Annotated in this window: 18 protein-coding genes and 1 tRNA gene; 7 read left to right on the forward strand and 12 right to left on the reverse strand. The window is 61.7% G+C overall.

The features are described 5' to 3' along the window. Positions 1 to 70: 70 nt before the first annotated feature. Complete coding sequence (locus ACFIQF_RS02705; protein ID WP_393939812.1) at positions 71 to 2,632, forward strand: putative bifunctional diguanylate cyclase/phosphodiesterase; 2,562 nt, start codon at positions 71 to 73, stop codon at positions 2,630 to 2,632. 53 nt (positions 2,633 to 2,685) lie between these two features. Here ACFIQF_RS02705 and ACFIQF_RS02710 read toward each other — a convergent pair whose 3' ends face one another. Beyond that, complete coding sequence (locus ACFIQF_RS02710) at positions 2,686 to 5,163, reverse strand: YgiQ family radical SAM protein (RefSeq protein ID WP_393939814.1); 2,478 nt, start codon at positions 5,161 to 5,163, stop codon at positions 2,686 to 2,688. 301 nt (positions 5,164 to 5,464) lie between these two features. Beyond that, positions 5,465 to 5,647, reverse strand: a complete 183-nt coding sequence (locus ACFIQF_RS02715; protein WP_393939815.1) for a hypothetical protein — start codon at positions 5,645 to 5,647, stop codon at positions 5,465 to 5,467. 214 nt (positions 5,648 to 5,861) lie between these two features. On the opposite strand from ACFIQF_RS02715, the gene ACFIQF_RS02720 reads away from it, so the two are divergent. The 3 genes from ACFIQF_RS02720 (at position 5,862) to ACFIQF_RS02730 (ending at position 7,748) form a co-directional block, all read left to right on the forward strand. Further along, on the forward strand, positions 5,862 to 6,455 hold the full coding sequence (locus tag ACFIQF_RS02720; protein WP_393939817.1) for an IMPACT family protein: 594 nt from the start codon (positions 5,862 to 5,864) through the stop codon (positions 6,453 to 6,455). 157 nt (positions 6,456 to 6,612) lie between these two features. Further along, complete coding sequence (locus tag ACFIQF_RS02725) at positions 6,613 to 7,221, forward strand: GAF domain-containing protein (protein WP_393939819.1); 609 nt, start codon at positions 6,613 to 6,615, stop codon at positions 7,219 to 7,221. A 167-nt stretch (positions 7,222 to 7,388) separates the two neighbouring features. Continuing rightward, a complete protein-coding gene (locus ACFIQF_RS02730; RefSeq protein WP_393939821.1) occupies positions 7,389 to 7,748 on the forward strand; it encodes a PRC-barrel domain-containing protein in 360 nt (119 codons plus the stop codon). A 64-nt stretch (positions 7,749 to 7,812) separates the two neighbouring features. Here ACFIQF_RS02730 and ACFIQF_RS02735 read toward each other — a convergent pair whose 3' ends face one another. After that, entirely contained in the window at positions 7,813 to 8,346 is a 534-nt protein-coding gene (locus ACFIQF_RS02735) for a DUF4124 domain-containing protein (RefSeq protein WP_393939822.1), read from the reverse strand. A gap of 350 nt (positions 8,347 to 8,696) precedes the next feature. Between ACFIQF_RS02735 and ACFIQF_RS02740 the strand changes: the two genes are divergently transcribed. Beyond that, positions 8,697 to 8,770: transfer RNA gene (locus ACFIQF_RS02740), tRNA-Gly, on the forward strand. Between the two features lie 54 nt (positions 8,771 to 8,824). Here the strand turns inward: ACFIQF_RS02740 and phbB are convergent. From phbB to ACFIQF_RS02755, 3 genes are all read right to left on the reverse strand, one after another. Further along, a complete protein-coding gene (gene phbB / locus ACFIQF_RS02745) occupies positions 8,825 to 9,562 on the reverse strand; it encodes an acetoacetyl-CoA reductase (RefSeq protein WP_393939824.1) in 738 nt (245 codons plus the stop codon). 247 nt (positions 9,563 to 9,809) lie between these two features. Then, positions 9,810 to 10,991, reverse strand: coding sequence for an acetyl-CoA C-acetyltransferase (locus ACFIQF_RS02750; RefSeq protein WP_393939825.1), 1,182 nt, complete (start codon positions 10,989 to 10,991; stop codon positions 9,810 to 9,812). Positions 10,992 to 11,227: 236 nt separating this feature from the next. Next, a complete protein-coding gene (locus ACFIQF_RS02755; RefSeq protein WP_393939827.1) occupies positions 11,228 to 12,997 on the reverse strand; it encodes a PHA/PHB synthase family protein in 1,770 nt (589 codons plus the stop codon). Between the two features lie 112 nt (positions 12,998 to 13,109). Here ACFIQF_RS02755 and ACFIQF_RS02760 point away from each other — a divergent pair, with 112 nt between their 5' ends. Beyond that, on the forward strand, positions 13,110 to 13,391 hold the full coding sequence (locus tag ACFIQF_RS02760) for a hypothetical protein (RefSeq protein WP_393939828.1): 282 nt from the start codon (positions 13,110 to 13,112) through the stop codon (positions 13,389 to 13,391). 2 nt (positions 13,392 to 13,393) lie between these two features. Here the strand turns inward: ACFIQF_RS02760 and ACFIQF_RS02765 are convergent, their stop codons facing one another. From ACFIQF_RS02765 to ACFIQF_RS02775, 3 genes are all read right to left on the reverse strand, one after another. Then, the gene (locus ACFIQF_RS02765; protein WP_393939829.1) at positions 13,394 to 14,821 is read right to left on the reverse strand and encodes an MFS transporter; all 1,428 of its coding nucleotides are present in this window, start codon (positions 14,819 to 14,821) and stop codon (positions 13,394 to 13,396) included. A 122-nt stretch (positions 14,822 to 14,943) separates the two neighbouring features. Further along, a complete protein-coding gene (locus tag ACFIQF_RS02770) occupies positions 14,944 to 15,435 on the reverse strand; it encodes a GNAT family N-acetyltransferase (RefSeq protein ID WP_393939830.1) in 492 nt (163 codons plus the stop codon). Between the two features lie 56 nt (positions 15,436 to 15,491). Then, positions 15,492 to 15,920, reverse strand: a complete 429-nt coding sequence (locus ACFIQF_RS02775) for a PaaI family thioesterase (RefSeq protein ID WP_393939831.1) — start codon at positions 15,918 to 15,920, stop codon at positions 15,492 to 15,494. A 186-nt stretch (positions 15,921 to 16,106) separates the two neighbouring features. On the opposite strand from ACFIQF_RS02775, the gene ACFIQF_RS02780 reads away from it, so the two are divergent. After that, positions 16,107 to 16,598 (forward strand): GNAT family N-acetyltransferase, encoded by a 492-nt coding sequence (locus ACFIQF_RS02780; protein WP_393939833.1) that lies wholly within the window; start codon positions 16,107 to 16,109, stop codon positions 16,596 to 16,598. Positions 16,599 to 17,146: 548 nt separating this feature from the next. Here the strand turns inward: ACFIQF_RS02780 and ACFIQF_RS02785 are convergent. From ACFIQF_RS02785 to ACFIQF_RS02795, 3 genes are all read right to left on the reverse strand, one after another. Further along, positions 17,147 to 17,425: an AbrB/MazE/SpoVT family DNA-binding domain-containing protein gene (locus ACFIQF_RS02785; RefSeq protein ID WP_393939835.1), complete on the reverse strand. Its 279-nt coding sequence runs from the start codon at positions 17,423 to 17,425 to the stop codon at positions 17,147 to 17,149. Between the two features lie 35 nt (positions 17,426 to 17,460). After that, the gene (locus ACFIQF_RS02790; RefSeq protein WP_393939837.1) at positions 17,461 to 18,252 is read right to left on the reverse strand and encodes an SDR family oxidoreductase; all 792 of its coding nucleotides are present in this window, start codon (positions 18,250 to 18,252) and stop codon (positions 17,461 to 17,463) included. Positions 18,253 to 18,386: 134 nt separating this feature from the next. Next, entirely contained in the window at positions 18,387 to 20,033 is a 1,647-nt protein-coding gene (locus ACFIQF_RS02795; RefSeq protein ID WP_393939838.1) for a 3-(methylthio)propionyl-CoA ligase, read from the reverse strand. Between the last annotated feature and the right edge of the window lie 76 nt (positions 20,034 to 20,109).

Genomic DNA, 20,109 nt, shown 5'->3' on the forward strand with positions numbered 1-20,109 from the left:
TTCGTGTTTTCAGTTTGTTCACCTTGCTACCGCTGCACCGCGGTGGCTGGCCTGGCGCTTAGATAAAACCATGGATTACTACGCGTCCCAGCGCCCCAGCCCGCTCAGCAGCCAGGCCGCCAAAGACGTTGCTTCGCCCTTTGTCCGTGTGCTCCGCACACTGGGCAGTGTCTGGCCTTTCATTGCTCTGGCCATTGTGCAGACGGCGCTGGCCATTGGCAGCCTGCAGATGCTGGGCGCGCTGCGCGCCTTCAGCAGTGCCGAGAACCAGTGGAGCAAGGGCCAAAAAGATGCGGTGTATGCGCTGAGCCATTACGCCACCACCGGCAATGTCGAGGCCTACGAGCAGTTTCACCAGGGCCTGCGCGTGCCCATGAGCGACATGCAGGCCCGCAAGCTGATCGAGGCCGAAGGCCGCAAAGCCTACCCGCAAGCCTCACTGCTCTTGCTGCAAGGCGGCAATGAGCCCGAAGAAATCAAAGGTCTGATCTGGCTGTCCGAGCGCTTGCGCGACACCGATATGATGCGCACGCTGATGGAGCGCTGGCGCAACAGCGACGAAGCCCTGCTGGAGCTGCAAACCCTGGCCGGCAACATCCACTCCAGCGTGCAGCTTGGTGCGCCCAGCCACGAGCAGCAGCAAAGCTGGCTGGCCCAGATCAATGCACTGCAAAAGCAACTGGCCTCAGCCGAGCAAAATTTCTCTCAGCAATTGGGCGATGCCTCGCGCGGGCTCAAGGTGGTGCTCTGGGCCATCAATATTGGCGGCGCACTGGCCATGTTGGTGCTGTTGATGTGGCACACCAGCCGCCTGCAGCGCGACACCAAGGATGCGGAAGACGAGCTGGGCGTGGTCAGCGAGCGAGCCACGACGACGCTGGCCGCCATTGGCGATGCTGTCATCACCACCAACGAGGCTGGCGATGTGCTCTACTTGAACAAGGCCGCCGAGCAGTTGCTGGGCTCCAGCACCGAGCAATTGTTGATGCGCAACCTGGCAGACCAGCTGCGCGCACCGCCTGCCGAGCCCGGCGCTCCCATGGTGCAGGCCGCGATACTCGATGCCCTCAGCGGCAAGGCCTTGAGCAGCGATACGCTGTTCACCATTTACGACAGCCACCAGCGCGCGCGCCAGATCAAAATCGCTTATACGCCGATTGGCGCACACACGGGCACGCAAGAAGCCGTGTTTGTGTTCCACGATGTGAGCCAGGAGCAAACCTTCATGCGCGAGCTGGCCTGGCAAGCCACGCACGACCAGCTGACCGGCCTGGTGAACCGCTACGAGTTCGAGCGCCGCCTCGGCCTGCTGTTGCAGCAGCCTGCGCAAGCCGACAACTGCCGCGGCGCCATGATGTACCTGGATCTGGACCAGTTCAAGGTGATCAACGACACCAGCGGCCATTCAGCGGGCGATGCCATGCTGCGCGCCATCAGCACCATGCTGCAGCACGGCCTGCGCGCCGAAGACACGCTGGCCCGCGTAGGCGGCGACGAGTTCGCGATCTTGCTGGAGCACTGCCCTTTCGAGGTAGCGGTAGAGTTGGCCGAACAGATCCGCGATGCCGCCCAGCATGTGCGCCTGCAATGGGGCGAGCGCAGCCTCAGCTCCAGCATCAGCATTGGCCTGGTCAAGCTGGTGGCGCCGCTCGATTCGGTCGAAGAAGTGTTTCGCGTGGCTGATATGGCCAGCTATGGCGCCAAGCAGCGCGGGCGCAACACCGTCTATGCCTACGACCCGCTGGTTGACCAGGAAATAGCCCGCCATGTGGGCGAGATGGAATGGCTCGAGCGCATCAAGGCGGCGCTGGAAAACGATCTGTTCATCTTGCATGCGCAGCCCATCCAGGCGCTCAACAGCGCGGCCGACCAGACCGCCGGCCACGGCCAGCACATCGAGATTCAGATGCGCATGCGCATGCCCGACGGCAGCCTGATCAGCCCGGTGCACTTCATCCCCGCAGCCGAGCGCTATGGCCTGATGCCACTGGTCGACCGCTGGGTGGTGAGCAAAACACTGGCGACCCTGGCCCAGATGCAAAAAGACTGGCCGGTCATGCCCATCTCGTGCTGCGCCATCAACCTCTCGGGCACCACGCTGGGCGACGAGAAACTGCTCGATTTTCTGCGCCACCAGATCGAGCAGCACGGCGTCAACCCACGCATTCTGTGCTTTGAAATCACCGAGACGGCGGCCATCACACACTTGCCCAACGCCATCCGCCTGGTCAAAGCGCTCAAGGCTTTGGGCTGCAAGTTCTCGATGGACGATTTCGGCTCGGGCGTCTCGTCCTTTGGCTCGCTGAAAAACCTGCCGGTAGATTTCCTCAAGATCGACGGCGCGATCGTGGCCGACATGCGGCGCGAGCCCGCCCACCGCGCCATGGTTGAAGCCATCAACCACCTCAGCCACGCGCTGGGCATGAAGACCATCGCCGAGTTCGCCGCCACGCCCGAGATTGTGGACATGCTGCGCCAAATGGGCGTGGACTATGCGCAGGGCTACGCGATTGGCGCGCCCAAGCCTTTCCCAGGCGTGAGCGCTACGCCAGCAGTGGCCGCCCAAGCTGTGGCCAGCGCGCAGACCAGCGCTAACACGGCGCTGAGCAGCCCTCGTTTCAAGGCCGCTTGAGGGCGCACAGACCCAAACAAAACGCCCCGTGATCGGGGCGTTGTTACTGGTATTTAGCGCGGCTTGCGGCCAGCGCCGGGTTTGCTGGCGGGCTTGCCAGCGGCCTTGAAGGTAGGCTTGCCGGGGCCTTTGGGTTTGACGCCAGCGCGCGGTGGCAAGCCGGTATGCTGCGTCAGCATTTGGCCGGGCTTGGGGGCGGGGCTACGGAAGCGCACGTCGCCACGCGGCTCCTGGGCGCTGGCGTCAGGCGTGCGGCGGCGCACGGCCACGGCCTTGCCGTCTTTGTTGACGGTGTAGCCCATGCCGCCACCGGTTTTGCCGTCGGTGCTGTTCTTCTTGCGGGCGCTTTGGTAGCTGCCATCGACCAGCGGCTGGAAGGTCGGGATCAGGTGCTGCTTGCCATTGCCGATCAAGTCGGCACGGCCCATGGCCTTCAAGGCCTCGCGCAGCAGTGGCCAGTTGTTCGGGTCGTGGTAGCGCAAAAAGGCCTTGTGCAGACGGCGACGCTTTTCACCGCGCACGATGTCGACGCGCTCTTCCTGCTCGTCACGCATCTCGCGGCGCACCTTGGTCAAGGTGTTGCGGCCGCTGTGGTACATGGCGGTAGCGGTGGCCATGGGGCTCGGGTAGAAGGTCTGCACCTGGTCGGCGCGGAAGCCGTTCTTCTTGAGCCAGATGGCCAAGTTCATCATGTCTTCATCGCTGGTGCCGGGGTGAGCGGCGATGAAGTACGGGATCAGGAACTGCTTTTTGCCCGCCTCTTCGCTGAACTTCTCGAACAGTTGCTTGAACTTGTCATAGCTGCCGATGCCCGGCTTCATCATCTTGGTGAGCGGGCCTTGCTCGGTGTGCTCGGGCGCAATCTTCAGGTAACCGCCCACGTGGTGCTGCACCAGCTCTTTCACGTATTCGGGCGATTTGACCGCCAAGTCATAACGCAGACCGGAGCCGATCAGAATCTTCTTGATACCAGGCAGCTTGCGTGCGCGGCGGTAGATCTTGATGAGCGGGCCGTGGTCGGTGTGCAGGTTCGGGCAGATACCGGGGAACACGCAGCTGGGCTTACGGCAGGCGGCCTCGATCTTGGGATCGCGGCAGCCCAAGCGGTACATGTTGGCCGTGGGGCCGCCCAGGTCGGAGATGGTGCCGGTAAAGCCTTTGACCTTGTCGCGAATCTCTTCGAGCTCCTGGATGATGGAGTCTTCCGAGCGGCTTTGGATAATGCGGCCTTCGTGCTCGGTGATGGAGCAGAAGGTACAGCCGCCAAAGCAGCCGCGCATGATGTTGACCGAGGTGCGGATCATCTCCCAGGCGGGAATCTTGGTTTCGCCGTCGTGGCTGCCGTTTTCGTCGGCGTAGGCCGGGTGCGGGCTGCGGGCGTATGGCAGGCCGAAGACCCAGTCCATCTCGGCCGTGGTCAGCGGGATGGGAGGCGGGTTCATCCACACATCGCGCGCAGTCAGGCCTTCACCATGGGCTTGCACCAGCGCACGGGCGTTGCCGGGGTTGGTTTCCAGGTGCAGCACCCGGTTGGCGTGGGCGTACAGAATCGGGTCGCTCTTGACCTCTTCGTAGCTGGGCAGGCGCAGCACGGTGCGGTCGCGCGGAGGCAGTTTGCTCTTGTGGCGCAGCGACAGGTTGGGCACAAACTGAATGGTTTGCACGGGGGCAGCCGCGGCGGCATCCGTGTTGGCAGCGCCCTCTTCCTTGGAGCAGCTCTGGCCTTGGGCCTCGGCCTGCTCGCTGGTTGTCATATAGGGGTTGATGTGCGGCTCTACTTCGCCGGGCTCGTCGACCGTGGTCGAATCCACCTCAAACCAGCCTTCTTCCGAAGCACGGCGGAAGAACGAGGTACCGCGTACATCGGTAATCTGCTCCACCGGCTCACGCGCAGCAATGCGGTGCGCCACTTCCACCAAAGCGCGCTCGGCGTTGCCGTACAGCAGAATGTCGCACTTGCTGTCCACCACGATCGAGCGGCGTACCTTGTCGCTCCAGTAGTCGTAATGCGCAATACGGCGCAGCGAACCTTCAATGCCGCCGAGCACGATCGGCACGTCTTTGTAAGCCTCGCGGCAGCGCTGGCAGTAGACGATGGCGGCACGGTCCGGGCGCTTGCCGGCCACATCGCCGGGCGTGTAAGCGTCGTCGCTGCGAATCTTGCGATCAGCCGTGTAGCGGTTGATCATCGAATCCATGTTGCCAGCCGTCACGCCCCAGAACAGATTGGGCTTGCCCAGCGCTTTGAAAGCCTCGGCGCTGGTCCAATCGGGCTGCGCAATGATGCCCACGCGAAAGCCCTGCGCCTCCAGCACGCGGCCGATCACGGCCATGCCGAAACTGGGGTGGTCTACATAGGCGTCGCCCGTCACCAGGATCACGTCGCAGCTGTCCCAGCCGAGCTGGTCCATCTCGGCCCGGCTCATGGGCAGGAACGGTGCCGGGCCAAAGCGCTTGGCCCAGTACGGTTTGTAACTGGTCAGCGGTTTGGCAGCACGTTCAAAAAAAGAAACGTCGATCGGAGCAGTCATGGCAATGTTTCGGGGTACAGCAGCGCAAGCGGAGCCTGGCGGGGCAAAAGCAGGCCCAATATTTTAGGGAAACCGTCCGCAATGCGCTTTTTTGCGGGAATAGCTGCTATGGGTTTTGTAGTTGGCGCCAGTGGCAGCGCGGGCAAGCAAGCGGTCTGCCCAAGTCTTTATATTGCGCTGCATCAACAAGACCGCCATTGTCGCATGAATGACCCGAAAGCGCCTGCCAGCGGCCAAAACAAAGGGCAGCCGAAGCTGCCCTGGTGGCTGGCATGGCCGGTTCAAGCCATGCTGGCGGTTATTACCACTCGCCGCATTCGCGCACGCGCTGGGCCAGATCGACGTAGCCGTCGTCGTCATTGGCACTGGCGTGAGGCGGCAGCGCAGCAACCATTTCGGCGGCATAGGCAGGCAGCTCCATGTCTGCACGACCGAAGCCATGGTTGTTCAAGGCGTCCAAGTTGGTTTGCAGTTGGTGTTGCATATGCACTCTCCGAAAGTAAGATCTGGCTGGTAAAAGGGCTGAAGGTGGATAAAAAGAATCGAGGTAGACTCGCGCCTTGCCTCGTTGTCCCTGTTTGCTGAACTGGCTGCTTGCTCTGGCAGCCCCGTTATTGAAACAATGGTATGTGTCCAACGCATGACATGGCTGTTGCGTTGACACCATTGCCTGTAAGCAAACGTCTTAACTCTGTCCGATGCCCTACACCCTGGCCCAGGCCGTCCACCACGAACTGATCATCAAGAAAAGCCGTTTCATCGCTTGCGTACAACCGGTGCAAGACCGAGCGCAAGCACAAGCCATCGTGCAATCGCTGCGCCAGGAACACCCCGGTGCGAACCATGTCTGCTGGGCCTTGCTGGCTGGCGGCCAGTCAGCTGCCGTGGACGACGGTGAACCCAGCGGCACCGCCGGCCGCCCGATGCTCGATGTGCTGCGCCACCAGCAGCTGGAAGGAGCACTGGCCACCGTGGTGCGCTATTTCGGCGGCGTCAAACTCGGTGCAGGCGGCTTGGTGCGCGCCTATACCGATGCCGTCGCACAGGCCTTGTTGACGGCAGAAAAAGTGGAGCGGCAGACGCTTGCCCGCCTCCAATGCGAGATTCCATATGCGCTGGAAGGCACGCTTCGCCGCGAGATCACACTGGCGCAAGCCCAATTGCAAAGCATAGAACACGGCAGCCAGGTGCGGGCCGAGCTGGACATTGTTGCCAGCGCCGCCCCTGCTTTTATAGAGCGTATGAATGACCTTGCGCAGGGCCGCATAGGCTGGTTGCACGAGCCCTTTTGAGCACTTTAAAGCGCGCCACATAGACTGCAGCGATGCCAAGTTGCAGCCTGATGAAACTCTGCAATGCACTCTTGCACTGCTACTGCCAACGTTAAAATCTGTCAACAAAATGGCGCAGGCACGTACCTGCCCCAACGAGGGATTGTTGGAGATTGAAATGGCTATTCATTTGTGGGATTACGCTCCGGACGCACTGGAAGTGGCGATAAGCGAAATGTTGGTGGCAACGGCCGAAGGCTCCGACACGCTGATCGACCAGAACGTGAAAGATGTGTTGCAAGGCCTGCGCCAACACCTGAACATGGATGTGATCTTTGTCTCCGAGATCCGCGACGGCCAGCGCATGTTCAAGTACGTCAACCACAAGCCTGACCGCGCCTTGATAGCAACCGGCGGCGGCTCGTCGCTCGAATCCTCTTTCTGCCAATGCGTGCTCGACGGCCGCCTGCCGCGCCTGGTGAACGACGCTGCCACCTGCGCAGAAAAAGACATTCTGCCCAAGGTGCCTTTCCGCGTGGGCGCCCACCTGAGCACGCCCATTGTGCTGGCTGATGGCAAGATCTACGGCACCCTGTGCTGCTTCAGCACCGCCGCCGACCCCAGCTTGCAAGAAACCGATTTGCGCAAACTCGAGTGCGTGGCCAAGTACACCGCCAAGCGCATCGACGTGCAACGCGAAGCCGAGAGTGGGCAATGGCAATTGCAGCCGCTCGACGAAAAGAAGCAAGCCTGGAACCTGCCCGCCAAACCCCGCGCGCGAGTTTGAATCCGTTACGCCGGGCTTGCTCCGGGTGCGACATGTCCTACGGCCATGGCAACAGCACGACTACCCTCCGCCTGCGAACAGGCTTTTAGCATGGTTGCAAGGCAATAGCAGGTAGCTCCCGCGCTTGCATTGTCTTTCTGTCAACCCCGCAAACACAGGAGGACGCTATGCATACCGTCAATACCGTATCCACCGTCATTTCCTCGGACCGCGTTCATGGCACCACGGTCTACAACCCGAATGGCGAAAAACTGGGCTCGGTGGAAAAGCTCTTGATCGACAAACTCTCCGGCCAGGTGCGCTACGCAGTCATGGAATTTGGCGGCTTTCTGGGCCTGGGCAGCGATGTCTACCCGCTGCCTTGGGACACCATGAAGTACGACACCGATCTCGGCGGCTACGTGGTCAGCCTGAGCAAGGAACAGCTGGAAAATGCGCCCAAGCACGAGCGCAACGCTGCCCAAGACTACAACGACGAGTACGGCCGCAAGGTGAATGAGTACTACGGCGTGCCTTGGATTTACTGATATGCCCGCGCACAAGCGCAGCGAGCATTTGGGCCCGCTGCGCTTTTTTGTATTTGGCTTGCCGTCAATAGCAAATCTGACCAGATCCTTGGCGGTGACAGCGGCGCAATGGGCGCCCGCCATACGGATTAGCGGGCTCTTGCAGCAGCGGTGTGTTGGTACCGCAAGCGGCGTTGGTGGTGGCAATGGCGGCGTTCATGCGCACGCGCTTGTCAAAATCAGACAGCGAACGAATGCTGGCGACAAAATCCAGATCCTTTCGGGCCTCATGGCACTCAATGCTTTGGCTGGGGTTGCTGGGCGCAGGCATGGTGCGGGCGGCCAGTTGCGCTTGGGCTTTTTCCATGGCCTGCTCGCGCTCTTGGGCGCGGCGCAACTGCTGGCGCATCAAGGCCTCGTTGGCCTGGGCCTGCTGCTCGGCCTTTTCTTGCGGCGTCAGCGCTTTTTGGATCTGCTCGCCCCGCATGCCTGCTTCGGTACATGCCTGATCGCTGAACGATGCTTGGCCGCTGCTGTCGACACAACGGTACACCTGGGCCGATGCCAGCCCGCACGCTGCCCCACAAACCATCGCCAGCAAGCCTTGTCGCAAACGCATCTCTCATCTCCCAAGCAGTGAACCTTGAAACCAGAACGGTGGTGGGGTGCCAAGGCTGAATGCCTCAATGGCTGTGCCTTGGCCACCCGCGTGATGCGCAACCAAGATCCGCAATGGTTTGCGCTGGCATCTCAGGTTGGACTCCTGCCCACGGCCTTGGTTTTGCGCCTGAGCGGACAGTTGCTCATTGCGTGCCGCAGATCAAAAAATGCAACGCTTTTGCTGGTACATCGGCGACAACTGCGTTAGCCACGCTGGCTTGGGCGCGTGCCTTCTTGCTCCATGCCGGGACAAATGCGATGTAGAATTCCCCCGCACTACCAGCGCTGCAAACTGCCAGCGCAGCATAGGCGGGTGTCGTTCAATGGTAGGACTCTTGCTTCCCAAGCAAATAACGTGGGTTCGATTCCCTTCACCCGCTCCAGACAAAACAAAACGCGCCCGAAGGCGCGTTTTTTGTTGGCTGGTTAGCGCAGGCTTAGTGCGTGTGCAAGCCGCCGTTCACCGAGAACTCGGCGCCGGTGGCATAGCCGCCGTCTTCCGATGCCAGCCAGGCGATGATGGAAGCGATTTCCTTGGGCTCGCCCAGGCGCTTCATCGGGATGGTGCCAACAATCTTTTCCAGCACGTCAGGGCGGATGGCCTTGACCATGTCGGTGCCAATGTAGCCCGGGCTGACGGTGTTGACCGTGACGCCCTTGCCTGCCAGCTCTTGGGCCAGCGCCATCGAGAAACCGTGCATACCGGCCTTGGCAGCCGAGTAGTTGGTTTGGCCGGCCTGGCCCTTGGCGCCGTTGACCGAGCTGATGTTGACGATGCGGCCCCAGCCTTTTTCCACCATGTCACCGACGACCTGCTTGGTCACGTTGAACATGGAGTTCAGGTTGGTTTCGATCACGGCTTGCCAGTCATCGGGCGTCATCTTGATGAACATGCGATCGCGGGTGATACCGGCATTGTTCACCAGCACATCGACCGTGCCGTGTTCGGCCTTGGTCTTGGCGAAGGCCTCGACCGTGGAATCCCAACTGCCGACGTTGCCCACCGATGCGTAGAAGGTGTAGCCCAGTGCCTTTTGCTCGTCCAGCCATTTCTGGAAATCACGCGTGGGGCCGCAGCCCGCAATCACCTTGAATCCATCTTTGTGCAAACGTTGGCAAATGGCCGTCCCAATGCCTCCCATACCGCCGGTTACATAGGCCACTTTTTGACTCATTCGAAATCTCCTTGGTCTAGCGCGAAACTGATAGCGCTCTACCACTGTAACCAAGAAAGCGCGGCCGCAAATCCTCGTTTACGCCAAGCGCGCAGATTCTTGTCTGCAGGTCAATTCCGCGCTGTTCTGTTTTGTGCAGACAACAAAACGCGCTCCGGAGAGCGCGTTTTTTTTCGTTTGAATTCGAGCGGTTTTTACGGCTATCGCCGCCCTCTTCTCATGGCTGGGGGCGACGAGCGGGCGCCGCTCAGGCGCGTTCCACTGCCAAGGCGACGCCCATGCCGCCGCCAATGCACAGGCCGGCAATGCCGCGCTTGGAGCCACGGCGCTGCATCTCGTGCAGCAGCGTCACCAGAATACGGGCGCCAGATGCGCCGATCGGGTGGCCAATGGCAATCGCACCGCCGTTGACGTTGACCTTGCTGGTGTCCAGATCCAGCTCCTGGTTGACGGCGCAAGCCTGGGCGGCAAAGGCTTCGTTCAGCTCGAACAGATCGACCTCTTCCTTCTTCCAGCCGGTCTTGTCCAGCACCTTGCGCACGGCCACCATCGGGCCCATGCCCATGATCTTGGGGTCCAGGCCCACGGTGGCGAAGCCGACGATGCGGGCCAGCGGCTGAACGCCCAGTTCCTTGGCCTTTTTGCCGCTGGCCACCACCACGGCAGCGGCGCCGTCGTTCAGGCCCGAGGCGTTGCCTGCGGTGACCGAGCCGGCCTTGTCAAAAGCGGGCTTGAGGCCGCCCAGAGCGTCGGCATTGGTTTTGCGGTTGATGTATTCGTCGGCCTTGAACTCGATCGGGTCACCCTTGCGCTGCGCAATGCTCACGGTCACGATTTCGTCGGCAAATTTGCCCGCATCTTGTGCAGCAGCCGCCTTTTGCTGGCTGGCCAACGCGAAGGCATCTTGCTTTTCGCGGTCGATATGGAATTCCTTGGCCACGTTTTCCGCGGTGATGCCCATGTGGTACTGGTTATACACGTCCCACAGGCCGTCGACGATCATGGTGTCGGTCATCTTCCAGTCGCCCATGCGCTGGCCGTCGCGCGAGCCGTTGAGCACGTGCGGCGACAGGCTCATGTTCTCTTGGCCGCCAGCCACCACCACGTCAGCATCGCCGTTGGCAATGGATTGCGCAGCCAGCATGACCGATTTCAGGCCAGAGCCGCAGACGGCGTTGATCGTCAGCGCTGGCGTTTTCTTGTCCACGCCGGCCTTGATCATGGCCTGGCGTGCCGGATTCTGGCCCACACCCGCAGCCAGCACCTGGCCCATGATGACTTCATCCACCTGATCAGCCCCCACCTTGGCGCGGGCCAGCGCTTCCTTGATTACCGTCGCGCCCAGCTCCGTAGCCGGCACCTTGGCCAACGAGCCGCCAAACTTGCCCACTGCCGTGCGCACGGCCGAAATGATGACGATGTCTTCCATGGTTCTTCCTTTACAAACAGACGCTGGCGCGCCAAAGGTCTAGCTTTGCAGCTAAGGGGCTTGGGTTTTTGAGGCCCGGTATTTTCACTATTATTGCATTGCAACAAGCCAGCTTGGGCTGGCCAGGCACGGCGACCGGCTGCAGTTTTAACACAACGCAGCCCGGCCCGAACTTCTTGGCTGGCGCAGCAAAAAGGCGACACAGCGGTCGCCTTTTGCATGCACTGGCCGCCTTGTCAGGCCTTGGCCTTGACGTAGCTGCCCGGTGCCGGCTCCATGGCTTTGTAGGCCGTGCGGGCCTTGCCGTAGCTCTTGGGCGCGGCCACTTTTTTGCCGCCACTCTTGGCCAGCCAGTCCATCCAATCGGGCCACCAGCTGCCGGGCAGCTCGTCGGCGCCCTGGAGCCACTGGTCGATGGTGGCGGGGAACTTGCCATCTTCGCGCAGCCAGTGGCTGCGTTTTTTCTTGGCGGGCGGGTTGATCACGCCGGCGATGTGGCCCGAGGCGCCCATGACAAAGCGCTTTTTGCCGCCCAGCGCCTGGGTGGATGCATAAGCGGCGCCAATTGGCACGATGTGGTCTTCGCGCGATCCGTAAATGTAGATCGGCATGTTGATCTTGCTGACGTCCAGCTTTTCACCGCACACCGTCAACGCGCCCGGCTGCACCAGCTTGTTTTCCAGATAGAAATTGCGCAGGTACCAGGCGTAGTAAGGGCCAGGCAGGTTGGTGGAATCGCTGTTCCAGTACAGCAGGTCGAAAGGCGGTGGCGTTTCGCCCTTGAGGTAGTTGCCCACCACATAGTTCCAGACCAGATCGACCGGGCGCAGAAAGCTGAAGGTGGACGCCAGATCTTGGCCTGGCATCAGGCCGCCCTGGCCCAGCGTCATCTCGCGGAACTTGACGAAGTTCTCGTCAATGAACACATCCAGAATGCCGGTGTCGGTAAAGTCCACCAAGGTGGTCAGCAAGGTGGCGCTGGCCACCGATTTGTCGCCGCGTGCGGCCAGCACGGCCAAGCCGTTGACCAGCATGGTGCCGCCCACGCAAAAGCCCAGTGCGTTGATTTGCTCTTGGCCAGAAATTTCTTTGACCACGGCAATCGCCTTGAGCACGGCGGTCTCGATGTAGTCGTCCCAGGTTTTGTTGCCCAGGCTCTCGTCCGGGTTGCGCCAGCTCACCACAAAGGTGCGGTGGCCGTTTTCCACGGCGTGGCGGATCAGCGAGTTCTCGGGTTGCAGGTCGAGAATGTAGAACTTGTTGATGCAAGGCGGCACGAAAAGCATGGGCCGCTCATACACCTGCGTGGTCAGAGGCTTGTACTCGATCAGCTGGAACAGCTCGTTCTCAAACACGACCGCGCCTTCGCTGGTGGCCACGTTCTTGCCCACTTCGAACTGCGATTCGTCCGTCATCGAGACATGGCCTTGGCGCATGTCGGCCAGCATGTTCTGCATGCCCTGGGCCAGGCTCTGGCCCTTGGTCTCGATGGCCTTTTGCTGCGCCTCGGCGTTGAAGGCGAGAAAGTTGCTGGGCGCCGTGGCGGCCACCCATTGCTCCACCCCAAAACGGATGCGTGCGCGCGTTTTTTCATCGCCCTGCACGGCGTCGACCATGTCCATCATGGCCTTGGCGTTAAGCGCATAGCTGGCGGCGCTGAAGGCGGCCATCGGGTTGCAGGCCCAGGCATCGCTGGCAAAGCGCTTGTCCTTGGGCACGGCCACCGTGCCTTGGGCGCCTTGTGTCCACAAAGCCAGCGTGTCTTTGGCGTATTGCTCTTGAATGGCGCGCAGCTTGGCGGGGTCCAAGCTGACTGGCGCCCCTCCCGCTTGCGGTTGCGCCAGGCCTTGGAACATGCCCAGCGGCGCGCCCATGGCGTTGACTGGCGGCATGCCGTGTTGCATACCTTGCATGGCCTGCTGCCACATCTGGCCGTACTGCTGGCCCAGCTGCGTGAGCTGCGCCATCTGATCACTCCCCGGCCCCCAAAATTGCTGCTGCGTCATCCCGTCTCCCTGGTTGTGGACGTGCGCTCATGGCATGAGCTGCGCTCTATCTTAGGGCCAAAAACGCGGATTCCTGCGACTGCCGAGCACAAGTTCGGGTAAATTCCAAGCCATGTATCTGCTTTTGATTGGCTGGCTCTATGTGGTGCTGATGATGGCCGTGGTCGAAGCGGCCAGCCCGCAAGGCACGCTGCTCGGCGCCTTTTTCACGCTGCTGCTGTACGGCGTGCTGCCGCTTGGCCTGTTGCTTTTTATTGGCGGCACGCCAGCGCGGCGCCGGGCACGCCACAGGGCGGAACAGAAGGAGCAGGCCAGGCAGGCACCAGCCGCAACGCAGGCCAGCGCTGGCCCGCCAACCGCAACCACACCACCCGCTGCGCCGCCTGAAACCTGATCTCAGTGCGCCACCATGTGCTTGAGCCGCAAGCTGCTGCACACGCCCGAGAGCGCTGCAAAAGCGGCTGCCAGGCACAGCGCCACCGTGGTGCCATTACCCGAAGCCACAGGCCAGATGGTGAAGGTGATGGCCACCAGCACCGCACCCAGCGATTGTCCCGTCAGCCGCGCCGTACCCAGCATGCCGCTGGCCGCACCGGCGCGTGCCAGAGGCGCCGAGGTAACAATGGTGTGGTTGTTGGGCGATTGGAAAAGCGCAAAGCCCACGCCGCACAAAGCCATGCGCCATCCAATGTTCAAGTCGCTCGGATCGGCCGGCAAAAAGCCCAGGCTCAACAAGCCCAGCGCCATGATGGCCATGCCGATACCGCCCAGCAAACCATCGGCCACGCGGCCAATCAAACGGCCCGCCACTGGCGCTACCACCACAATCGCCACCGACCAAGCCGTCATCAGCATGCCGGCCGCAAAATGGCTACGGTGCAAGGCGTCGAGCAGCAAGAACGGCAACGCAATGAAAGACAGCATCTGCGCCGTGAAAGCGCCCACCGAGGCGCCCATGGACAAGGCAAACACCGGAATGCGCAACAGATCGAGCGGCAACAGCGGCAAGGCCAGACGGCGCTGGCGCAGCACATACCACCAGCCCAAAGCCAGGCCCAGGCCGAGCATGATCCAGCCCGAAGTGGAGGCGCCCACGGCTGCAGCATCGTGCTTGGCGCCCACTCGCTCGGCGCCCAAAAACACCAACGCAAACATGGCAAAGTTCAGCAGCACATCAATCGGCGTGAGCTTGGCGTGCGGCGCATCCAGCAACTGCTGCGGGTTACCCGGCAGCGCGCGGTAGCCCAGCCACAAGGTCAGCAAGCCGAGCGGCACATTGATGGCAAACAGCCACTGCCAACTGGCCACCGACAAAATCAGCGCCGCCACGCCCGGCCCGGTGACCGAGGCCACAGCCACAATCAGCGAGTTCAGCGCCATGCCCTTGCCCAGCTTGGCAGCCGGGTAAGTCAGGCGCACCAGGGCCGCGTTCACCGCCATCACGCCGGCCGCGCCCATGCCTTGCAAACCACGCGCCGCCACCAACACCCAGAAACTGTGCGCCGACATGGCCACAGCCGAAGCCAAGGTGAAGCACACCATGCCCACCAGGTAGACCTTGCGGTAACCAATGCGCTCGCCCAAGGCGGCCAGCGGCAGCAACAAGCCCAGCGTGCCCAATTGGTAGGCATTGACCACCCAGATCGCCTCCGATGGCGTGACCGCCAAAGACTTGGCGACCGTAGGCAGCGCCAGGTTCATGATCGAGCCATCAAGCACCGCTACGAAGATGCCCAGCACAATCACCACCATCGCCAGGCGGCGCTCGGGCATGGGCAGGCCGTCGCGCACGGCGGCGGGTTGGTAGGCGCTGCTATTGGGCATGGGCGGCTGCCTTGTTGTGCGCGGAGCGCGTGGCGTTTGCGGCCAGGCGCTGGTGACTCGAATCATTCACTGACACTGGGTTCATTCTCTCTTGTTCCGCGGCTGCGGCTGGCCATGCCCACTCAGGCCGCGCGGCCGGGGTACCACATGGTCAGGTGCGGAATACCGTCTTCCAGATACGGCTCGGACACCACTTGGAAGCCGCAACCTTCATAAAATTTTTGCAAATAGGCCTGCGCACCAATACGGATGGGTGAGCCCGGCCAGCGCTGGTTCAGCTCGGCCATTGCGTGGCGCATCAGCTCCCAGCCGGCACCGGTGCCGCGCACCGCTTCCATGGCCAGCACGCGGCCAATCGACGACTCGCCCTCTTCCGGATAAGCCAGGCCCGGCGGCAATATGCGGGCATACGATTGCAGCGTACCCGCCTTGTCGCGCCCCAGCAAATGCCAGCAATGCTGGTCTTTGTGATCCAGGTCCTGAAAAGCCACTTGCTCCACAATAAACACTTGGCAACGCGCATGCAGCAAGTCGTACAGGTCGTTGAGCGCCAATTGCTCAAAAGGCAGACAGGTCCAGACCAACTGGTCGGCAGGGTTCACAGGCTGGGGCATTTCTCTCACTTACACAATCACTTGCAGTACACGGATCTATCGATGGCGATTGCCGCTCAATCCGTCTTGATCTGTTTTTTGGCCGCTTGCAGCGACTGCACCACCTCGGGCATCACGTACTTGAATGTGCCGGTGGCGTGGCAGCACAGCTTGCCGCTTTCGTCGTACAACCAGCCTTCGCAAAAGGCCATGGTCTTGGTGCGCGAGAGCAGCTTGCCCTTGGCCACCAGGGGGCCCTTGGCCGTAGCCATGAAGCTGGTTTTCATCTCGATAGTCACCGCGCCACTGCCAGCAATGGCGCTGCGGGCGGCATGCGCCATCGTCACATCAAGCAAGGTCATCGAAGCGCCGCCGTGCGTGACATCGAAGCTGTTCAGGTGCTCGGGCTTGGCGTGGTAGTGCAGCTCGCTTTCGCCATCAGCCCAGCGGTGTAAGCTAAAGCCCAGGTGGCTCACAAAAGGGATTTCAACTTCAAATGGCAGCACGTCTGGGCTCTCCGGCAGGTGGAACAAGAACGGGCCGCATGACAGGCGGCCCAGGGCCTGAAGCATAACCTGCGCCAGAACCCATTGAGGGAAAACCCTGGCGCGAATGTGACGCCTGATGCAGATCAGTCAGTTGCCATGCGGCATGCTGGCAAGACTCGGTATTTACAACAGCTTCCGCCCGCCATGAGCTCCACATCCGCCACTATCGCCTTACAGATCCGCCCCAGTGCCATGCAAGACTTTCCCGCCTGGAAACCGCTTTGGGACGGCTACAACGCCTTCTACGGCCGCGTTGGCCCTACCGCCCTGCCCGATGCTGTCACGCACGCTACCTGGCAGCGCTTTCACAACCCGCTGGTTCCCATGTTTGCGCTCTTGGCTGAGCGCGATGGCGCGGTCTTGGGCCTGGTGCACTATTTGTTCCACGCCAGCACTTCGCGCCTGCAGCCGGTTTGCTACCTGCAAGACCTGTTCACCGTGCCCGAAAGCCGCGGCCAAGGCGTGGGCCGCGCCTTGATCGAAGCGGTCTACCAGCAAGCCCGGCTGGCCGGTGCCAGCCGCGTCTACTGGCAAACCCAAACCACCAACTCCGTTGGCCGCGCTTTGTACGACCAGGTAGCAGAGCACAAGGGCTTTATTGTTTATGGGCGGGAGATAGAAGCTGCTGTGCTGTAGCGCAAGCCATCAAACGCCGTAGCGTTTGTTGCCACCGTTGGTCATGCAGTAGCGTCCACCGCGTGGCCCCACACAAACCTCGGAGCCACCGCAGGGGCAACCCGATGAGGAGCTGGAATATGCCCCGCTGCCGGCTGCTCCGCCTCCTTTGGATGAGGAGCGCGACGAGGAGGAGCGCCTGCTTTTGCCGCCACCGCCACCACCTCTGCGCGCCTCAAAGGTGTGGCCGAATGGCGTGGTTTGTATGGACGCCAGCCCCGAACCACTCCAGGGCACAACTCGGTCGGCAGATACCGCCCAACCAGATGCCAGCGTCAGCAGCAAGGCACATAAAACTTTGGTCACTGTTGTCTCCTGTAAAAGGAAACAATGTTACCAAATGATACATAGTGCAAACAGCGGCCCAAGGGACGGCGAACCACATCGCTTGCCCAAAAAACTCAACCCAACAACTTCATCCCGGCGCGCTTGGCCGCTTGTTTGTCAAAGGTGCAGGTGGAAGGCGCGCCACGCTTGAGGGTGTGTTGCAACGTCTATACCAGCCTTGCTCATTCGGCCAAGCCCCTGCGCGCCGGATTGCCTCGCTCTGCCCTGCCCGCTTCTGCGGTCTCTTTGAGCTCGTCGAGCGAAGGCATGGGCCGCTTGGCCTGGATCAGGCCGGCACGGCTTTGGTAACGCAGCGCTGGCTCGGCGGCGCGTAAAACAATGGCGCCGTTTTCAACCGAGAGGCTTACGCGCTCAGCCGCTTCCAGCCCCGCTTGCTCGAGGATGGCTTTGGGCAGCAACACGACTTTGCTGTTGCCCATCAGGCGAATTTTGGATTCCATGAGCGTGCTCCAAATGAGGGCCGGTCAAAACGCTCTCAACCCGCCGACACAATGCTCACGCCGCCATCCACCGCCAAGTACTGGCCGGTGATGTGCTTGCCCGCGTCGCTGGCCAGCAGTACAGCGGCGCCTTTTAGATCGTCGTCGTCGCCCAGGCGGCCCAGCGGCACGGGCGCGGTCATCTGGTCTTCGCCGATCTGGTCAATCAGGCCGCTGGCCAGTTTGGTGCGGAAAAAGCCGGGCGCCAGCGCATTGACGCGGATGCCGTAACGCCCCCACTCGCCCGCCAGTGCGCGGGTGAAGTTGATCACAGCGCCCTTGCTGGTGTTGTAGGCGATGGTTTTCATCGCCACCGGGTTGCCGGCCAGGCCGGCGATGGAGGCCACGTTGATGATGGAGCCGCTGCGCCGCCCGATCATGCTGTGCTTGGCGATTTGTTGCGAGAGCAGAAAATAGCCGCGCACGTTCAGATTCATCACCTTGTCCCAGGCGGCAACAGGGTGGTCTTCGGCCGGCGCGCCCCAGCTGGCGCCTGCATTGTTGACGAGAATGTCCACATCGCCCATGCGCTCCAGCGTTTCTGCAGCCAGGCGCTCAATGTCGGAATCGACCGCGCAGTCGGCCGCAATCCAGCGGGCGTCAATGCCGGCGCCATTGAGCTCGGCCACGGCTGCTTCCAGCTCCGTCGCTTTGCGGCTGGTCAGCATGACCTTGGCGCCCGCTTCGCCCAGCGCGTGCGCCAGTTGCAAGCCCAGGCCGCGAGAGCCGCCGGTGATGAGCGCGGTTTTGCCGCTCAGGTCGAACAGTTGTTGAATCTTGCGCGCCATGGCGTGCCTCCTGAATTTTTGTTTGGGGGATGGGCGCGAGGCATAAGCGAATGCCCCTCACCCTGGCCCTCTCCCGCTTGCGGGAGAGGGAGGAACAGCCATGGCGGTTCTCAGGCTACCCGACAGCGCTGGCTTTAGCCCGCTGTGGGCAGCACGTAATCGGCAAACTGCTCGCGCAGCTTGGTTTTGAGCATCTTGCCAGTAGCGCCCAGCGGAATGGCTTCGACAAACAGCACATCGTCGGGGATCTGCCATTTGGCGGTCTTGCCCTGGTAGAAGGCCAGCAGCTCGTCGCGGCCCAGATTTTGGCCGGGTTTGAGCGCCACAAACACCACCGGGCGCTCGTCCCACTTGGGGTGCGGCATGCCCACGCAGGCGGCCATGGCCACGGCAGGGTGCGCCATGGCGATGTTCTCCAGATCGATCGAGCTGATCCATTCGCCACCCGACTTGATCACGTCCTTGCTGCGGTCGGTGATGTGCATGAAGCCGTCGGGATCGATCGTGGCCACATCGCCGGTCGGGAACCACTCGCGGCCCTGTGCGTCTTTGACCAGCGGCGATGCGCCCTCATTGCGGTAATAGTTGCCCACCACCCAGGGGCCGCGCGTCAACAGGTCACCATAGGTCTTGCCGTCCCAGGGCTGGTCGTTGCCGTTGTCGTCGACAATTTTCATATCCACGCCGTAAATCACGCGGCCTTGCTTGGCCAGCAGCGCGTCCTGCTGCTCTTGCGGCAGCGCGAGGTGCTTGTTTTTGAGCGTACACACAGTGCCCAGCGGGCTCATTTCCGTCATACCCCAGGCGTGCAACACGGTCACGCCGTAGTCGTTCTGGAAAGTCTTGATCATTGCCGGCGGGCAGGCCGAGCCGCCGATCACCGTGCGCTTGAAGCTGCTGAACTGCAGCCCGTTGTTCTGCACATGGCTCAGCAACATTTGCCAGACCGTGGGCACGCCGGCCGCGAAGGTGACCTTCTCTGCCTCGATCAGCTCGTAGACCGATTTGCCGTCCAGCGCCGGGCCGGGGAACACCAGCTTGGCGCCGTTCATCGGGCCGGAATATGGCAAGCCCCAGGCGTTGACGTGGAACATGGGCACCACGGGCAACACCACGTCGCGCGAAGAGATATTCATCACATCGGGCAGCGACGCACCGTAAGCGTGCAAGGTGCTGCTGCGGTGCGAATACAGCACCGCCTTCGGATTGCCCGTGGTGCCGCTGGTGTAGCACATGCCGCAAGCAGTGTTTTCGTCGAACTGCGGCCAGTTGTAGCTGGTAGCGCCCTGGGCTATCCAATCTTCGTAAGAGACCAGGCCGGGAATGCCGCTGTCGGCCGGCATTTTGTCGGCATCCACCATGGCCACCCACAGTTTGACCGTGGGGCAGCGGCTGTGAATCGCCTGCACGATAGGCAGGAAAGTCATGTCAAAGCACAGCACCTCGTCTTCAGCGTGGTTCACGATCCAGGTGATCTGGTCCGGGTGCAGGCGCGGGTTGACGGTATGAATCACACGGCCCGAACCGCCCACGCCGTAGTACAGCTCCAGGTGGCGGTAGCCGTTCCAGGCCAGCGACGCTACGCGGGTGCTGGGCGCCAGGCCCATGCCATCCAAGGTGTTGGCCAGCTGGCGGGCACGCCGGGCAAAATCGCCGTACGTGTAACGGTGGATATCGCCCTCCACGCGGCGCGAGACAATCTCGGTATCGCGGTGGTAACGGTCGGCAAATTCCAGCAGGTTCGAGGTCAGCATTTGCTGGTTTTGCATCAGGCCAAGCATAAGGTCTCCTTCAATTATTGCGGCGGCAAACACTGGTTGCGCCAGCGCTAACAGCACCCATTTTTGTAGCACCAAG

Origin of the sequence: Comamonas trifloxystrobinivorans (assembly GCF_043359985.1) — a bacterium.
In the GTDB taxonomy this organism is placed as follows: domain Bacteria; phylum Pseudomonadota; class Gammaproteobacteria; order Burkholderiales; family Burkholderiaceae_C; genus Comamonas; species Comamonas trifloxystrobinivorans.